The organism is Saccharopolyspora sp. SCSIO 74807 (assembly GCF_037023755.1).
In the GTDB taxonomy this organism is placed as follows: Bacteria; Actinomycetota; Actinomycetes; order Mycobacteriales; family Pseudonocardiaceae; genus Saccharopolyspora_C; species Saccharopolyspora_C galaxeae.
On the sequence record NZ_CP146100.1, the window covers coordinates 3386197 to 3403212 of the forward strand.

The 17016-nt window shown below is 71.2% G+C and carries 14 protein-coding genes; 8 read left to right on the forward strand and 6 right to left on the reverse strand.

What is annotated here, in order from left to right:
- The first annotated feature begins 172 nt into the window (after nucleotides 1–172).
- From V1457_RS15605 to V1457_RS15625, 5 genes are all read left to right on the forward strand, one after another.
- Entirely contained in the window at nucleotides 173–934 is a 762-nt protein-coding gene (locus tag V1457_RS15605) for a DeoR/GlpR family DNA-binding transcription regulator (RefSeq protein WP_200071231.1), read from the forward strand.
- Between the two features lie 17 nt (nucleotides 935–951).
- Complete coding sequence (locus tag V1457_RS15610) at nucleotides 952–2313, forward strand: sugar ABC transporter substrate-binding protein (RefSeq protein WP_200071496.1); 1362 nt, start codon at nucleotides 952–954, stop codon at nucleotides 2311–2313.
- Nucleotides 2310–3233, forward strand: coding sequence for a carbohydrate ABC transporter permease (locus V1457_RS15615; protein ID WP_200071232.1), 924 nt, complete (start codon nucleotides 2310–2312; stop codon nucleotides 3231–3233). The genes V1457_RS15610 and V1457_RS15615 overlap by 4 nt, the downstream gene beginning before the upstream one ends.
- The gene (locus V1457_RS15620) at nucleotides 3230–4048 is read left to right on the forward strand and encodes a carbohydrate ABC transporter permease (protein WP_338595288.1); all 819 of its coding nucleotides are present in this window, start codon (nucleotides 3230–3232) and stop codon (nucleotides 4046–4048) included. Before V1457_RS15615 ends, V1457_RS15620 begins: the two co-directional genes overlap by 4 nt.
- A 272-nt stretch (nucleotides 4049–4320) precedes the next feature.
- The gene (locus V1457_RS15625; RefSeq protein ID WP_338595290.1) at nucleotides 4321–5319 is read left to right on the forward strand and encodes a zinc-dependent alcohol dehydrogenase family protein; all 999 of its coding nucleotides are present in this window, start codon (nucleotides 4321–4323) and stop codon (nucleotides 5317–5319) included.
- Here the strand turns inward: V1457_RS15625 and mptB are convergent.
- Entirely contained in the window at nucleotides 5250–6929 is a 1680-nt protein-coding gene (gene mptB, locus V1457_RS15630) for a polyprenol phosphomannose-dependent alpha 1,6 mannosyltransferase MptB (protein ID WP_338595291.1), read from the reverse strand. The two genes, V1457_RS15625 and mptB, sit on opposite strands and share 70 nt — an antisense overlap.
- Before the next feature lie 95 nt (nucleotides 6930–7024).
- Nucleotides 7025–9061: a Stk1 family PASTA domain-containing Ser/Thr kinase gene (gene pknB / locus V1457_RS15635; protein WP_338595293.1), complete on the reverse strand. Its 2037-nt coding sequence runs from the start codon at nucleotides 9059–9061 to the stop codon at nucleotides 7025–7027.
- 191 nt (nucleotides 9062–9252) lie between these two features.
- Here pknB and V1457_RS15640 point away from each other — a divergent pair, with 191 nt between their 5' ends.
- Nucleotides 9253–9618 carry an Rv2175c family DNA-binding protein gene (locus tag V1457_RS15640; RefSeq protein WP_200071236.1) on the forward strand — a complete coding sequence of 122 codons (366 nt, stop codon included), beginning with the start codon at nucleotides 9253–9255 and terminating at the stop codon, nucleotides 9616–9618.
- A gap of 367 nt (nucleotides 9619–9985) precedes the next feature.
- Complete coding sequence (locus V1457_RS15645) at nucleotides 9986–10591, forward strand: VanZ family protein (protein WP_307850125.1); 606 nt, start codon at nucleotides 9986–9988, stop codon at nucleotides 10589–10591.
- Nucleotides 10592–10814: 223 nt separating this feature from the next.
- On the opposite strand, the gene crtI is transcribed toward V1457_RS15645, so the two are convergent.
- The 3 genes from crtI to V1457_RS15660 all read right to left on the reverse strand — a co-directional run bounded on the left by crtI (nucleotide 10815) and on the right by V1457_RS15660 (nucleotide 14184).
- Nucleotides 10815–12275, reverse strand: a complete 1461-nt coding sequence (crtI, locus tag V1457_RS15650) for a phytoene desaturase family protein (protein ID WP_200071237.1) — start codon at nucleotides 12273–12275, stop codon at nucleotides 10815–10817.
- Nucleotides 12275–13351, reverse strand: a complete 1077-nt coding sequence (locus V1457_RS15655) for a polyprenyl synthetase family protein (protein WP_407074787.1) — start codon at nucleotides 13349–13351, stop codon at nucleotides 12275–12277. The genes crtI and V1457_RS15655 overlap by 1 nt, the downstream gene beginning before the upstream one ends.
- A gap of 170 nt (nucleotides 13352–13521) precedes the next feature.
- The gene (locus V1457_RS15660; protein WP_200071238.1) at nucleotides 13522–14184 is read right to left on the reverse strand and encodes a DUF3153 domain-containing protein; all 663 of its coding nucleotides are present in this window, start codon (nucleotides 14182–14184) and stop codon (nucleotides 13522–13524) included.
- 115 nt (nucleotides 14185–14299) lie between these two features.
- Here V1457_RS15660 and V1457_RS15665 point away from each other — a divergent pair, with 115 nt between their 5' ends.
- Nucleotides 14300–15979: a DUF885 domain-containing protein gene (locus V1457_RS15665; RefSeq protein ID WP_338595297.1), complete on the forward strand. Its 1680-nt coding sequence runs from the start codon at nucleotides 14300–14302 to the stop codon at nucleotides 15977–15979.
- 123 nt (nucleotides 15980–16102) lie between these two features.
- Here V1457_RS15665 and V1457_RS15670 read toward each other — a convergent pair whose 3' ends face one another.
- Nucleotides 16103–16675 (reverse strand): N-acetyltransferase, encoded by a 573-nt coding sequence (locus tag V1457_RS15670; RefSeq protein WP_200071240.1) that lies wholly within the window; start codon nucleotides 16673–16675, stop codon nucleotides 16103–16105.
- Between the last annotated feature and the right edge of the window lie 341 nt (nucleotides 16676–17016).

Genomic DNA, 17016 nt, shown 5'->3' on the forward strand with positions numbered 1-17016 from the left:
ACTCTCCGGGATCGTCCCGGGAATTCCGCGGCTGATCCTGGTCATGTCCTTAGCCGTGCGCCCTTGACGGTGACTGCGCTCACCGGATAAACAAACTCGGTCAGATTGAAGCGGACCGATCCGGGCATCGAACCGGGTCCTGGGAATCGGGTCCAGACCGGAGGCCGACCGGGTGTACGCGCGTGAACGCCAGCAGCTCATCGTCGAGCGTGCCAGGCAGGAGGGCCGAGTCGACGTGACCGGGCTCGCGGGGCAGCTGCAAGTGACCCCCGAGACGATCCGGCGCGATCTGACCGTGCTGGAGGAGCACGGATTCCTGCACCGCGTGCACGGCGGTGCGATCCCGGTGGAGCGGTGGAGCTTCGACCCGCAGCTGTCCGCCCGGGAGAACGTGATGGTCGCCGAGAAGACCCGGATCTGCCGGGCCGCGCTCGACGAGGTGCCCGCGGAGGGCGCCGTGCTCATCGAGTCCGGCACGACCTGCGCCCGGTTCGCCGAGCTGCTGCCGACCGACCGGCCGCTGACGGTGATCACCGACAGCCTCAGCATCGCCGTCTCGCTGGCGTCCAGGCCGAACCTGTCGGTGCTCACGCCCGGCGGCCGGGTGCGCGCGACCACCAACGGCGGCGTCGGTGCCTGGGCAGCGCAGCGGTGGCGCGAAGTGTTCGCGGACGTGGCTTTCCTGGGCACCGACGGGGTTTCGCTGCACCGCGGGCTGACCACCCCGGATCAGAACTCGGCCGAGATCAAGACGTTGCTGTTGCGCGGGGCGCGGCGACGGGTCCTGCTCGCCGACCACACCAAGATCGGCCCGGTTTCGCTGCACCGGTACGGCGAGATCGCCGAGGTCGACGTGCTGATCACCGACACCGGGCTGGACGGGGACATCGCGACCGACATCGAGGCCGCGGGCCCCAAGGTCGTGCGAGTGTGAGCACACAGCAGAAAGGGATGCCGATGCGACTCGGCAGGAGATGGTGGGCGCTGGTCGCCCTGTTCGCGTCAGTGCTGCTCACCGCCGGTTGCACGGGGGCGGGCGCGATCGGTTCCGGCGACGGGCGCCGGGTGCTGCGGGTGGCGGTGGTGTCCAACCCGCAGATGGAGGACATGCAGGAGCTCGCCGGGGAGTTCGAGCGCCTGCACCCGGAGCTGCGGCTGCGGTTCATCTCGCTGCCGGAGAACCAGGCACGCGACAAGATCACCCAGTCGGTGGCCACCGGCAGCGGCCAGTTCGACGTCGTCATGGTCAGCAACTACGAGACGCCGATCTGGGCGGCCAACGGCTGGCTGCACGACCTGGAGCCGCGAATGGACGCGACTGCGGGCTACGACAAGGACGACTTCATCCCGTCCATCCGGGACTCGCTGTCTTACCGGGGGCACATGTACGCGGCCCCGTTCTACGGCGAGACGGCGCTGCTGAACTACCGCAAGGACCTGTTCGCCCAAGCCGGGCTGAGGATGCCGGAGAATCCGACCTGGCAGCAGGTCCGCGACATGGCGGCCAAGCTCGATCAGGGCGAAGGCGGGCGCGCCGGGATCTGCCTGCGCGGGCTGCCCGGCTGGGGCGAGGTGATGGCCCCGCTGAACACCATGATCAACTCCTTCGGCGGTCGCTGGTTCGACCCGCAGTTCAACGCCCAGCTGACCTCGCCGCAGGTGCGCGATGCGGCGCACTTCTACACCGACCTGGTGCGCGACTACGGCGAGCCCGGCGCGTCCAGCACCGGCTTCTCCGAATGCCTCACCGAGTTCGGCCAGGGCAACGCGGCGATGATGTTCGACTCGACGTCGTCGGCGGGCACCTTGGAGGACCCGCAGGAGAGCAACGTGCCCGGCAAGGTCGGCTACGCCAACGCCCCCACCGGCCCCGGCGGCAAGCGGGCGAGCTGGCTCTACACCTGGTCGCTGGCGGTCCCGAAGACGGCCGAACGACCCGACGACGCCTGGAACTTCATCTCCTGGGCGACGTCGAAGCAGTACCTCAAGACCGTCGGTGAACGCCTCGGCTGGCAGAACCTGCCGCCCGGCAGCCGCCGCTCGACCTACCAGATGCCGCAGTACCAGCAGGCCGCGGCCGCCTTCGCGCAGCCGACGCTGCGCGGCATCAGCCAGGCCGACCAGACCCGGCCGAGCTCGCAGCCCACGCCGTACCAGGGCTTGCAGTTCGTGCGCATCCCCGAGTTCGTCGACCTGGGCACCCGCGTGAGCCAGCAGATGTCCGCGGCCATCGCCGGGAGCAAGTCCGTGGACGAAGCGCTGGAGCAATCCCAGGGCTACGCCGAGACCGTGGGGGAGAGCTACCGGCCATGACCACTGCTGAACCGACCGCGGCGAAGGGGATCACCCTCGGCCGCAAGGAGAAGTGGGCGCGCCGCGGACCGCTGCTGCCCGCGCTGATCTTCACCATCATCATCACGCAGGCCCCGTTCCTGGCGACGATCTTCTACTCGCTGCACTCGTGGAACCTGCTGCGCCCCGGCTCGTGGGGCTTCATCGGGCTGTCCAACTACGTCGACGTGTTCACCGACAGCGAGTTCTACACCGCCGCGCTGAACACGATCATCGTGACCGTGGGCTGCGTGCTGGTTTCGCTGGCCCTCGGGGTCGGGCTCGCGCTGCTGCTGGACCGGCCGTTCTTCGGTCGCGGCGTGGTGCGCACCATGCTGATCACGCCGTTCCTGATCATGCCGGTGGCTTCCGCGCTGCTGTGGAAGACCAGCATGTTGAACCCGACCTACGGGCTGGTGGACGCCGTGCTCGGGCCGATCGGGCTCGGCGGCATCGACTGGGTCGGCGAGCACCCGATGGTCTCGGTGCTGGCCGCGCTGGTGTGGCGGTGGACGCCGTTCATGATGCTGATCGTGCTCGCCGGGCTGCAGAGCCAGCCGCGGGACGTGCTCGAGGCCGCGCGGATGGACGGCGCCAGCGGCTGGCAGACGTTCCGGTTCATGACGCTGCCGTTCCTGCGCCGCTACATCCAGCTGGCCGGGCTGCTGGGTTCGATCTACGTGGTGAACACCTTCGACGAGATCTTCATGATGACCCAGGGCGGTCCGGGCATCGCCACCACCAACCTGCCGTACTACCTCTACCAGCGGGTCTTCCAGGGCTTCGACGTCGGTCAGGCCGCCGCGCTCGGTGTCGTCGTGGTGGTGCTGACGATCATCGTCGCGACCTTCGCGCTGCGCGCGATCTTCACCGCCATTTCCGGCAAGGAGGCTGCGGAATGAAACGCCGATCGGCCGGAGGGGCCGCGCTGACGGTCCTCGCGTGGGCGCTGGGGATCCTGTTCGTGTTCCCGGTGTTCTGGATGGTGCTCACCTCGTTCAAGCAGGAGGGCGACGCCTACACCGACGATCCGAAGTTCTTGTTCGCCCCCACCCTCGACCAGTACAAGCTGGTCTTCGACGGCGGGCTCGGGCCGTACCTGGTGAACTCGCTGATCGCCACGGTGATCTCGTGCCTGCTGGTGGTGGCGCTGGCCGTGCCCGCGGCCTACGCGCTGTCCATCCGGCCGGTGAAGGGCACCAAGGACGCGTTGTTCTTCTTCATCTCCACCAAGATGCTGCCGGTCGTCGCGGCGATCGTGCCGATCTTCGTGGCCGCTCAGCAGCTACACCTGCTGGACAACGTGTGGGCGCTGGTGCTGCTGTACTCCGGCATGAACCTGCCCATCGCGGTGTGGATGATGCGCTCGTTCTTCCAGGAAGTGCCCAGCGAAGTGCTGGAGGCCGCGAAGGTCGACGGCGCCGGGCTGCGCACCGAGCTCACCAAGGTGCTGCTGCCGATGGTGGCCCCCGGCATCGCCGCGACCGCGCTGATCTGCGCGATCTTCGCGTGGAACGAGTTCTTCTTCGCGGTGAACCTCACCGCGATCAACGCGCCGACGGTGCCGGTGTTCCTGGTCGGGTTCATCACCAGCGAGGGCCTGTACTGGGCGCGGCTGTCGGCGGCGGCGACGCTGGCGGTGCTGCCGGTGGTCATCGTCGGTTGGATCGCGCAGCGGCAGCTGGTGCGCGGCCTGTCCATGGGCGCGCTGAAATGATCGAAGCCCTGCGCAGCATCGCAGTCGTCCGTGCGAGCGGACGCTGCGCAGGACGGCGCTCGCAGAGCCCCGCATCCGCTGCACGCGCAGCTGCCAGGACAGGCATCGACACTTCGGTCCCGGCCCCAGCCCGGTGATCGATTTCCGAGCGGACCGCTCGGCCGCGCACGGCCCGGCGGTCCGCTCACCTGCGCGCCGATTCGGGCGCGGACGTGAGCGGACGGGCGGCACGACGCCCGTCCGGGGAGAGGCAACAGGAAAGGATGGCCGGGATGCGTGCGGTCGTCGTGGAAGGTCCCGGTCAGCCGACCGTGACCGAGGTGCCGGATCCGGCACCGGGGCCCAACGATGTCGTGGTGGCGGTGGACGCCTGCGGCCTGTGCGGAACCGATCTGCACCTGGTCGACGGGGAACTGCCGGTGGTGAGCTACCCGATCACGCCCGGTCATGAGCTGGCCGGGCGCGTGGTGGCCGCGGGCGGCGAGGTCACCAGGCTCGCCGAGGGCGACCTGGTGGCGGTCGAGCCGTCGCTGCCGTGCGGGGAATGCCGGTACTGCCGGGCGGGCAAGGGCAACCTGTGCGAGCCGTGGCGGGCGGTGGGCATCACCTCGCCGGGGGGCGCGGCCGAGTACGTGCAGGTGCAGGCCAAGAAGTGCTACCCGCTGCCGGCGGGCACTCCGGCGACCTCGGCGGCGCTGATCGAGCCGCTGTCCTGCGCGGTGCACGGGCTGGACAAGGTTCCGCACGACCTCACCGACGAGGTGCTCGTCTACGGCGCGGGCACGATGGGGCTGCTGCTGGCGCAGCTGCTCAAGCGGGCCGGGGTGCGGTCGCTGTCCATGGTGGACCGCAGGCAGGACCGGCTGACCGTGGCCGAGTCGATGGGCGCCGACGCGGTGGCCACCGAAGCGGAGCAGCTGGGCAACCCGGACGGCTGGGACCTGGTCGTGGACGCCACCGGTGTGATCGCCGCGATCGAGGACGGGCTCACGCGGGTTCGCAAGGCAGGCACGTTCCTGCAGTTCGGCGTGGCCGATGCGAAGGCGAGCGCGCAGTTCTCCCCGTTCCGGGTCTACAACGAGGAGATCACCATCGTCGGGTCGATGGCCGTGCACAACAGCTTCGACCGCGCGCGGGATCTGCTGGTGGCCGGGGCGGTCGATGCCGGTTCGCTGGTCACCACGACCGCCGGGCTGGCGGACTACTCGACCGCGTTGGAGGAGTTCCGCTCCGGAACCGGGCTCAAGACGCAGGTGCTGCCCTCGGCGTGATCTGCCGCCGCCCGGTCCCCGCGGCCGGGCGGCCCGGCGCGCCCGCCCGGCACAGTCCGGCACCGGCTGAGCCCGAGCGGGTCGAACCGCTGCAGCGACAGCGCCGCGAGCAAGGCCGCACCCACACCGACCGCCACGAACGGCAAGTTGTACATCGCCTGCTCGCCGTCCGGGTAGTAGGCCAGCACCAGCGCCACCGACGCCCCCACCACGTACGACAGCGCACGCGGGCTCCACGGCAATGCGCAGCCCAACGCCAAACCCCAGGTCAAGTACCACGGAAGCACCACGGGTGAGAGCGCGGCCGCGGCCAGCAGCGCGAGCGCGGCGCAGCGGACCGCGTTCGTGCCGCCGTCGCGGGCCCGCCACCACAACCGGGCCAGCAGCGCCGCCAGCACCAGCGAACCCAGCGTGCGCCCGGTCTCGACGAACGGTCCCCGGTCCACCTCGGCGAACATCGCGACGACGCCGTGCACGGCCTGGCCCAGCCCGGTCGGTGCGGACAGGTAGTTCACGATCATGCCGGGTGCCGACAGCGCGGGCAGCCACCCGAAACCGACCTTGGCCAGCGCCATCGTCGCGGCGAACACCGGCACGAACACCGCGACCGAAGCCGCACCGGCCCGCACCAAGCGCTGCCTGCGATTCCCCGGCAGCCGCGCCGCCCAGATCCACACCAGGAACGGCAACGCCACACCGGCCGTCGCCTTGATCGACATCGCCAACGTCAGCAGCGCAACGCCTGCGGCGCGCCGCCCGCGCAGCGCCAGCAGCACGCCCAGCGCCAGCAGTCCGATCATCAGCATGTCGTTGTGCGGGCCGCCGACCAGGTGCACCACCGTCATCGGGCTGGCCGCCACGAGCCACAGCGCGACCGGCAGCCTCCCCCCGAGCTCGGCCACCAACCCGGGCAACGCGAAGATCAACATCGCCAGGCCGCACAGCAGCACCAGCCGCATCACGATGACGCTGGAGATCATGCCTTCGCCCGCGAGCAGGATGACGCCCTTGGCGATGCCCATGAACAGCGGTCCGTACGGCGCCGGTGTGGTCTGCCAGGTGGGGTGCACGTTGTCCGGGATCGGACCGATCAGCGCCGAAGGCCCCACGCCGTAGGGGTCCATGCCGTGCAGCGCCAGCAAACCCTGGCCGAGGTAGCTGTAGACGTCCCTGGTGAACAGCGGCGGCGCGATGAGCATCGGCGCGATCCACGCTGCGGTCGCCAGCAGCACTCCGCGCGAACCGACCAGTCCCGCGAGCACTCCGCGCCCCAGCCGCACCCACGCCCACACCAGCACGCCGAAACCGCTGTAGAGGACGGCCAGCGCCATGTCCCGGCCGTGCCCGTAGCGCATCGCCGAGAGCGGCCCGGAGCTGAGCACCGGATCGTGCACCAGCACCCCGGCACCGCCGAACGATCCTGCCAGCAGCAACAACGAACCGAGCGCCCCCAGCAGCACCGTGCGCACCGGTAACCGTCGAGTGCTCGCATCCGCGTGCCCGGCGCCGCCGGTGCGTCGATCACCGGAGGGATCTCGGGGTGCGGCACCCGGCGCACCCGTGCTGGGCTCGTCCGCGGTGCCCGCTCGGGTCGGAGGGCTCGAGGGCATCGTGCGCACCATGTTTGCACACGGCGCCGGAACCGCTGCCGCGGCCACGCCGGGCCGGCCGGGCAGTGATCAGGAACGCACCGCCGGTCAGCGGCTCACAGCGCGGTCGCGCGCACCGTGGAGCCCGGTTCGACCTTGCTGCCCGCCAGCGGGAACTGGCCCAGGATCAGCGCGTTCGGGCGTTGGAAGAACGACTGCACCTGCAACTGCAGGCCCATCGACGCCAGCTGCTGCTGGGCCTGTTCGGCCTGCGTGCCGTTGAGGTCGGGCACGGTCACCGCGTTCGAGACGACCACGCCGATCCGCGGCTTGCCGGACAGTTCCACGGTCGTGCCCGCGGACGGGTCGGTGGTGATCACGTGGTCGGCTTCCACGTTCGGGTCGAACTGCTTGCCCGCCTCGTACGGCTCGAAGCCCGCGGCTTGCAGCGCGGCGAACGCTTCGTCCTTGCCCGCGCCGGTCACGTCCGGCACCTGCACCGGCTGCGGCCCCTTGCTCACCACCAGCCGCACCTCGGAGCTGATGGGCAGCTGGGTGCCCGCGGCGGGGTCGACGCGGATCACCGAGCCCTCGGGGATCGACGGGTGGTACTCGTCGGCCGAGGTGTCGTGCACCGGCCGCAGCTTGGCCTCGCGCACCGCGCTCTGCGCCTGCTCCAGCCCGGTGCCTGCGGCGATCTCCGGCACCTTCGGCTTCCCGAGCGAGACCACCAGTTGCACCGAGTCGCCGCTGAGGATCCGGGCGCCCTGCTCCGGCGTGGAGCTGATCACCGTGCCCGCCGGGGCGTTGTCGTCCAGCTGCCGCGTGACTTCGGCGGTGAGGTCGGCGCCGCGCAGCACCTGCGTCGCGACCTGCTCGGTCTCACCGGTCACCCGCGGCACCTGGATGTAGCGGCCGTTGCCGAGCCACCACGCCGTGCCGCCGAGCAGCCCGGCGATCACCAGGATCGTCAGCGTCCACAGCGCGAACGCCCGGCCGCCCCGGCGCCTGCGGGCTTCGTGCCGTTCGGCGGGTGACGGGCCGATCGCGGCGAGTTCGCTGGTCTGTTCCTCGTCGGACGGGCGCGCCAGCGCGCGCGTGCCGCGCGGACCGGCGTCCTGGGCGGCCGCGTGCGGAACCGGGAACGCCGGGTCCGGCACGGACGCCTCGGTGATCGGCGCGATCCGGTCGGTCGGCGGGCCGCCGTCACCCGGACCGTCCTCGGCCGCCATCTGCTGCGTGCGCTGCTGCGAACTAGGCACCGGGACCGGGACCTGCGCCAGCCCCAGCTCGGAGCTGATCCGGTCCAGCTCGGCCAGGAACGCAGCGGCGTCCGGCGGGCGGCCCGCCGGGTCCCTCCTGGTCGCGCGCAGCACCAGGTCGTCGATCGCGGGCGGCAGCTCCGGCGCCAGCTCACCGGGCGGCGGGACGTCGGAGTTCACGTGGCTGTAGGCCACCGAAAGCGCGGTGTCGCCGGTGTACGGCGGCTGGCCGGTGAGCAGCTCGTAGAGCACGACCCCGGCCGAATACACGTCGGTGCGCGCGTCGGCGTCGCCGGTGGTGACCGCCTCCGGAGACAGGTAGGCCACGGTGCCGAGGATGACGTTGCCCGTGGTGGTGCCCGCCGAAGCGGTCGCCCGCACCAGCCCGAAGTCGGCGACCTTGACCGAGCCGTCCAGCCCGATCAGCACGTTCTCCGGCTTGATGTCGCGGTGCACCATGCCCTCGCGGTGCGCGGCGGCCAGCGCCGACAGCGCCGGGCGCAGCACGCTCACCGCCAGCGGCAGCGGCAGGGCGCCGCGGTCCTGCAGCAGGTCCCGCAGCGTGCAGCCCTCCACCAGCTGCATCACCAGGTAGACGTGGTCGCCGTCGATCTCGTGGTCCACGCCCTGGTCGTAGACGGCGACGACGTCGGGGTGGTGCAGCTTGGCCGCCGAGCGGGCCTCCAGCTCGAAGCGGTGCACGAACGACGGGTTCGCCGAGTAGTGCGAGTCCATCACCTTCAGCGCCACCGGCCGGTCCAGCCGGGTGTCCAGCCCGCGGTAGACCACCGACATGCCGCCGTGCGCGATGACCGAGTCGACCCGGTAGCGGCGCTCCAGCATGGCCCCGAGCAGCTCGGAGCCGCGCTCGGGTCGTGTTCCAGGAGTCATGGCCTCCGCCAACCGCCGGTCGTGTCGCACTTTCCCGCGACGATTGTTCCAGGGCGCATCGGCGCCACTGCCGACCGGTGCCGAGGGCCGCCCGCGGTACGGCCGCGGCGGCCCGCTACCATGCGCTCAAGACCCAGATTGACCCTTCCGGGGCACGCCTGTGCCGCCTCGCCTGTGGCATCGTGGGCCAGGTGAGTGCTATCCCTGCTGCCCCGGATGTGCTTGCTCCCGATGTGGAGATGACCCCGCTGCCCGATGTCGCAGAGCGACTGGGGCTGCCGGAGACCCGGGTGCACCAAATGATCCGTGACGGACACCTGCTCGCCATGCGCCGCGAAGGCGTGCTCGGCGTGCCGGAGGCGTTCCTCGCCGAAACCGCGGTCGTGAAGGGGCTGGGTGGAACGATCACCCTGCTCCGCGACGCCGGCTACAACGAGGACGAGATTCTGCGCTGGCTGTTCACCGCCGACGACACGTTGCCGGGAACCCCGATCGACTCGTTGCGCGGTGATCGGGGGCGCGAGGTCAAGCGGAGGGCGCAGGCGATGGGCTTCTAGCACCCCCTCCGGTCGGCGGCCCGGCCGAGTGGCCCAGGTCTCCGCGCGGGACGGGCTCGGGCGCAGCGCGGCGACCGGAGAGCAACGACACAGCAGGAAATCGTTCAACCCGGTGCCGGGTCGCCCAGCGGCGGCCCGGCACCGTCGTATTCGCAGGGCAGTCGCCGTGTTCGGGGAGCTCTCCCTGCGGCCGCGTCGGGGCGCTGCGCGGTCCGATTTCGGGCTCGGTTCACCTGCTGCGCCCCGAGATTGAAACGTGATGTCACTCGGACCTGTTTCAATGTGGGTCGAACTGGTTCCGCATCGCTGCGCCCGCTTCTGCGTGTCGCGTAGTGATCGGGCGCGGCCGCAAGGGGGTTTGAAAACGGTGCGCCCGATCGCCACGGTTTGGCAGGCACTCGTCCCGGCAGCGTCGTTCTACTTGGTTCTCGCTGTTGTCGGCACGGTGTTCGCCGTGATAATGCGCAGCCGTCGTTTCACCGTCGTTCCCGCATTGTTCGTGTCGGTCGCGGACGCTGTTCTGCTGTACTCGGTGTTCCTGGTGGGATTCCTGGTCGCCGCCCCGCAGCCCGCCGCCGGGGTGGAGGTGCGGGTGGTGCCGGGCAACGACCTCGGCGTCGCGCTGCAGGCCAGCCCGGGTGATGTGCTGCCGTGGCTGCAACTGCTGGGGAATCTGCTGCTGCTGGCGCCGTTCGGTGCGCTGGCGCCGGTCCGCTTCGCCGGGTTCGGCGGCTGGGGCCGGGTGCTGGCCGGTGCGCTGGCGGTGACCTGCGGGATCGAGTTCTTGCAGTACACCGTGCTCACCGGGCGGGTCGTCTCGGCGGACGACGTGCTGCTGAACACCGCAGGCGCCGTGCTCGGTGCGGTGCTGACCCGCCCGTGGTGGGGCGAGCTCCCGCGCGCCCTCGCCGCCGCCCGGCCTGAGATGCGGAGTCGTCCGCGGCACGCGCTGCGCCCGCAATACGCCCGCTGAGCTCGAATTCGCGGAATGCGTCCCGCGCCGCTCCCGCGGTTTCCCGGCGTTGCCGTTTTCAACAGATGCCCGACAGTTCATCCATTCGCTTTCCCCACGGTGCGTCGCGCGCCGTGCACTCAACGCATCGGTCGCAATTCGCCGCGGCCGGAGCAGAAAACCAGGGAAATCCGTGAAAGTCCTGTGATAGGCCGCGGCGCCAACTGCGGAATGGTGTCCGAGTTCACCCGGTGATGCGCCGCGCGGCCAGTTTCCCGGAAACCAGCACCGGCGGAACCCCCACGCCCGGTGTCGTGCCCGACCCGGCCAGCACCACGTTCTCCGGATCCCGCAGCAGGTTGCGCGGCCGGAACGGCCCGGTCTGCGCGAAGGTGTGCGCGGCGGAGAACGGCGTGCCCGCGGCGTGCCCCTGCGCCGCCCAATCCAGCGGCGTCACCACCCGGTGCGCCTCGACCGAGTCGGCGAACCCGGTGAAGCCGCGGGCCTGCAAGGTCGCGAACAGCTCGTCCCGGTAGGCGGGCCCGATCCGTTCCCAGTCGAAGCCGGACGTGCTCAGGTTCGGACACGGCGCGAGCACGTAGTGCAGTTCGCGCCCTTCGGGAGCCAGCCCCGGATCGCTCGCGGTCGGGCGCGTGACCAGCAGCGACGGATCGCTCATCAGCCTGCCGCGCCGGATGATCTCGGTGAAGGTGCCCTCCCAGGCGCCGCCGAACGAGATCGTGTGGTGCGCGGTTCCCGGCCAGCTCCGCGTCGTGCCCGCGTGCACCACGACCGCCGATGGCGACCACCGCAACCGCCGCGGCCGGGACCCGAGCAGCCGGTGCGCGACCGGCGGATCCGTGGTCAGCACCACCGCGTCCGCGTCGAGCCGCTGCCCACCGGCGTGCACCGCGGCCACCCGGCCACCGCGCCGCTCCAGCGCGTCCACTTCGGCGCCGTAGCGGAACTCCACGCCGGCGTCGGCGGCGGCCGCAGCCAGCGCCGAGGGCAGCGCGTGCATCCCGCCGCGCGGGAACCACACCCCGCCGACGGTGTCCATGTAGGAGATCACCGCGTACAGCGCCAACGCCCGGCGCGGGTCCAGCCCGGCGTACAACGCCTGGAAGGAGAACACCCGGCGCAGCCGCTCGTCGCGCAGGAACCGGCCGATCGCGGGCCCCAGCCGCCCGAAGCCGCCGAGCGCGGCGAGCTTGGCCAGCTCCGGGGTGGCCAGGCTCAGCGGGGAGTCGAAGTTCGCGTCGATGAACCGGCCCATCTCGGCCTCGTACACCTCGGTCAGCCACCGCCGCAGCCGCCGGTATCCGGCAGCTTCCCGCGCACCGGCGAAGTCGCGGACCTCCTGCTCCATCGCCGCGCCGTCGGTGTGCACGTCCAAGGCCGAACCGTCGGCGAACAGCGCCCGGTACGCCGGATGCAGCGGGAGCAGTTCGAGCCGCTCGTGCAGGGAGTCGCCGACCGCGGAGAGCGCCTCGTCGGCCAGCTCCGGCATGGTCAGCACCGTCGGACCGGTGTCGACGCGGTAGCCGTCGAACTCCAGCAGCCCGGCGCGGCCACCCGGCACCTGCTCGCGTTCCACGACGGTGACCGCGCGTCCCGCACCGGCCAGGTGCAGCGCGGCGGACAACCCGGCCAGGCCCGCACCGACCACGACGACGCGGTCGGTGGCGCCCGGCACGCGGTGCATCAGTGCGTCCGGTCCGTCACGGCCACGGCGAGATCGCCCAGCCGCGTCGCCGCCGGTTCGGCCAGTTCCACCGAGCGCAGCGTCGAGATCGCCGAGGTGGTCAGCTTCGAGATCCGGTGCTCCACGGCCGTCACCGCATCGAGCCGCCGCAGCACCGCCCGCGCCGCGTCGATCTCCTCCTCGCCCGCGTCCGGGTCGCCGAGCACCGAGCGCAGCCGCCGGATCGCCCGCTCGTCGTTCTGCGCGCGGGCCGCCTCCAAGGCTTCCGCGATCAGCAGGGTGCGCTTGCCCTCGCGCAGGTCGTCCCCGGCGGGCTTGCCGGTGACCTCCGGGTCGCCGAACACGCCGAGCAGATCGTCGCGCAGCTGGAACGCCACCCCGACGTCGTGACCGAAGCTCTCCAGCGCGGCCAGCGTCGCCTCGTCGGCGCCCGCGATCTCCGCGCCGAGCTGCAACGGGCGCGCCACCGTGTAGGAGGCGGACTTCAGCTCCGCGACCTGCAACGCGGCCTCGGCCGATTCGTCGCCGCGGACCTGGCTGAACACGTCGAGGTACTGCCCGGCCAGCATCTCGGTGCGCATCGCGCGCCACGGCCGCATCGCCCGCTGCAGCGAGTCGGTGGACAGGCCGGAGGCGTGCAGCATGTCGTCGGCCCACGCCAGCGCGAGGTCGCCGAGCAGCACCGCCGCGCTCATGCCGAACTGCCCGGACCCGCCGCGCCAGCCCTTTTCGTCGTGCGCATCGGAGAACCGGCGGTGCACCGTCGGGTTGCCGCGGCGCGTGTCGGACTCGTCGATCAGGTCGTCGTGCACCAGCGCGCAACCCTGGATGAGTTCCAGCGCGCTCGCGGCGCGCAGCACGGCGTCGGCTTCCGGCCCGTCCGGGTCGCCGCCCGCTGCCTGCCACGCCCACCACGCGAACGTCGGCCGGATGCGCTTGCCGCCGCCCAGCACGAACCTGCGCAGCTCACCGGCGGCCTCGGCGAATCCGGGGTCGAGCCGGGCGCATTCTTCCTGGCGGCCCGCCAGGTAGTCGGCCAAGGTGTCCCGCACCCGTCCGGGGAAGTCGGCGTCCACGGTGTCCTCGATCGTCGTGTCCTCGCTGCGGGAGCGGTCCGCCTCCTCGGCGGTGACTTCTTCGACGTTGCCGGGATGTTCCTGCGTGGTGGGTTCCTTGATGGGCACGGCCCCATCTTCCGTGACGGCCGCGCACGCACCGCGAACGGGTCCGGGCTCCGGCCGATCACCTACGCGCTGGTCCCGGCCGTCTCGTGCTCGTGCTCGCGCTGCGCGAGCCGGGTGATCACCAGCACGGCGCCGAGCGCCAGCGCGCCCATGACCAGCGCCCACACCGTCCACGCGCCGGCGCCCGAGCCCGCGTACTGGAAGGTCGCGTTGAGCTGGGTGACCTCACCGGGCTCCGGTGACCAGGTGACGACCCCGGAACTCTCCCTGCCGTTGGTGGTGGTGACCTCGCCGGGCGCGGTCAGCTCGATGCGCACCGACGAGTCGGTGTCGGCCAGCGGGGTCAGGTCCAGCGAGCCGCTGAGCTCGACCAGCGAACCGGTCCGCTCCAGGTGCAGCCGGTAGCGCGACTCCGACGGGCTCAGCGCGTTGCTGAGCTCCTGGAGCTCGTCGAAATCCAGATCCTTGAACGTCAACCGGGATCCGACCCGGTTCCCCTCGTTGTACGGCGCCACCTGCACCCGGTCGGCCATGTGTTCCGGCGGGCGCAGGTCGAACGGCACCTTCCCGTCCGCCGTTTCGGTGGTGAGCAGCAGTTCGCCGGAGGCGGTGTCGTCCTCGGACAGCGAGATCGAGGTGTCGGCGTGCAAGCAGCCGCCGAGCAGTGCGGCGACCAGCGCGATCAGGGCGGCGAGTGCGGCGCGGGAACCGTGGCAGGGCTTCACCCCGGCGATGCTGGCACCGCATCGCGCGGCTCGCCGATTGCGCGCGGCGGAGGTGATCGTCGCTGGTCACAAAAGGTGGTGCTGGGCCCGTCGCGGACGCGATAACCTGCGCCGCATGGCATCCGAGCGCAGTGGCGTGCACCAGATCAGCGACCGGTACGTGGAGGAACTCGCCGCGTTGGACCCGATCGAGGCCACCGCGCTCGGCCTTCCGGGTGGTGATGAGCTGCTGACCGACTACTCGCCCGCCGGCCACCGCGCTCGCGGCGAACTGGCCCGCCGGGCGCTGGCCGAGATGCGCGCGGCCGAGCCCGCCGACGCAGGGGAGCGCGCGGCGAAGGCGGTGTTCGAGGAGCGGGTCGGACTGGACGTCGAGCTGCACGACGCGGGTGAGGACATGGCGGCGCTGAACGTCATCGCCAGCCCGGTGCAGAACCTGCGCCAGATCTTCGACCTGATGCCGGCGGAGACGCCGGAGCAGTGGCGCACCATCGCCCGCAGGCTGGAGAAGATGCCGGAGGCGCTGGCGAACCTCAGCGAGGGCCTGCGCGAAGCCGCCGCGCAGGGCAACGTCTCCGCCGCCCGCCAGGTGCGGCGGGTCGCCGAGCAGTGCGAGATCTGGGCCGGTTCGCGCGGCGGTGACTCCTTCTTCGCCGGGATGGTCGGCCGGGCCGAAGGCGTCGGCGCGTTGCGCGGCGAGCTGGACGCGGCCGCCGAAGCCGCCGCCGGTGCCTACGCGGAGTTCGCCGCTTTCCTGCGCGACGAGCTGCTGGCGAAGGCCCCGGAAGCCGACGCGGTCGGCGAGCGGCGGTACCGGTTGTGGTCGCGCTTTTTCACCGGCGCGGAACTGGACCTGCGCGAGACCTACGAGTGGGGCTGGACCGAATTCGCCGCCATCGAAGCGGAGATGAAGGAGGTCGCCCACCGCATCCACCCCGGCGCCACCCTCGCCGAAGCCGCCGCCGAGCTGGACAACGACCCGCGCTACCGCGTGCGCGGCCAGGAAGTGCTGCGCCAGTGGGCGCAGGGGTTGTCCGACCAAGCGCTGCACGACCTGCGCGGCACGCACTTCGACATCCCCGACGAGCTGATGGCGCTGGAATGCCGCATCGCGCCGCCGGGCGGCGGGGTCGGCGCCTACTACACCGGCCCGACCGACGGCTTCACCCGGCCCGGCCGGATGTGGTGGTCGGTGCCCTCCGACCGCGAGGAATTCCCGACCTGGCGGGAAACCACCGTCGTCTACCACGAGGGCGTGCCCGGTCATCACCTGCAGGTCGCCACGGCGGTGTACCAGTCGCACCTGCTGAACAAGTTCCAGCGGCTGGCGTGCATCGTCTCCGGGCACGCCGAGGGCTGGGCGCTGTACGCGGAGCGGCTGATGCGCGAACTCGGCTACATCACCGACGACGGGGACCTGTTCGGGATGCTCAACGACCAGCTGTTCCGGGCCGCGCGCGTGGTGGTGGACATCGGGATGCACCTGGAGCTGGAGCTGCCCGCGGGCTGCGGGTTCCACGAGGGGGAGCGCTGGACTCCGGAGCTGGGTTCGGAATTCCTGCTCACCCGCACCGTCGCCGACCCCGCGCACGTGCACGACGAGATCGACCGCTACCTGGGCTGGCCGGGGCAGGCGCCGTCGTACAAGGTCGGGGAGCGGTTGTGGCGCGCGGCGCGGGACGAGGCGCGGGCACGCTACGGAGCGGCGTTCGACGCCAAGGATTTCCACCGGCGGGCGTTGCAGCTGGGTTCGATGGGCCTCGACACCCTGCGCGAACAACTCGCCGAACTCTGATCACTTGTCTTTGATCTTGTTTTGCGAGGGTTCAGCGGCGGAACCTCAGCGGCTCCGCCGCTGACAAGACAGAGCTCCTGGCACACTCGGGTCGCCAGGTTGGAAGACGGGCTCTGAGGATCTTCAGCCCTCCAGCGGGAGGCCGCGGCCGAGGACCGCGAACGGTCGTGGGTCGCCGGTGAACCGGTAGTGCCGCAGCAGGTCGGCGAATCCGACGCGGCGGTACAAGGTCCAGGCCCGCGTCGGGCCTTCCGGGGTGGACAGCAGCACCGCCCGGCCGGGCGCGCCGTCCAGCAGCCGCCGCAGGATCGTTTCGCCGAGGCCGCCGCCCTGGCTGTCCGGGCGCACGTGCAGCTCGGTGAGCTCGAAGTAGTCGTGCATCCAGTGCTCGGCCTCGGCCTGCGAGTGGGTGCTGAGCATGCCGCGGAAGACCTGCTCGTGCCACCACTGGCCGGGCACGCCGAGATAGCCGTAGCCGATGCCGATCAGCTCGTCCGCGGTGTTGAACGCCCCGATGCAGCGCCATCCCGCGCGCAGCATGTGCGCCGACCACATGGGAGCGCGTTGCTGCGCGGTCAGCGGCGGGTAGTTCATCGCCTCCACGTACACCTGCAGGGCTTCGGCCAGGCGGGCTCTGAGCTCGTCGGTGGTGAGCTCGACGAGGCGGTCGAAGCGGGGGGCGGGCGCGGCTGTCACGAGCCGAACACTAGAGGGTGCGGCAAGGGGCCGTGCGTCCCGGCCTTGATCAATTCCGCTGCCGGTGTCGGCGCTGGTGATCGCATCGGAGCGGGCATTACTCGAACAGGTGATCTATTGCTCAAGTGTTGAGTCCGGGCTCCGATCGGTCTACTCTGGAGCTTGTCGAACTGAGGTTCGATCGCCCGAGTGGAGTGCTCGAGTTCGATCGCTCGAGTTTCGATCGCTCTGTCGGTGGCTTGTCATCGCTTGTCGATCGGCCATCGATCGGCTGTCGATCCAGTGCGGTCGGCTTCGGTTCGCACGCACGTCCGGCGGTGGGGTGGGGGAAGCACCCCGCC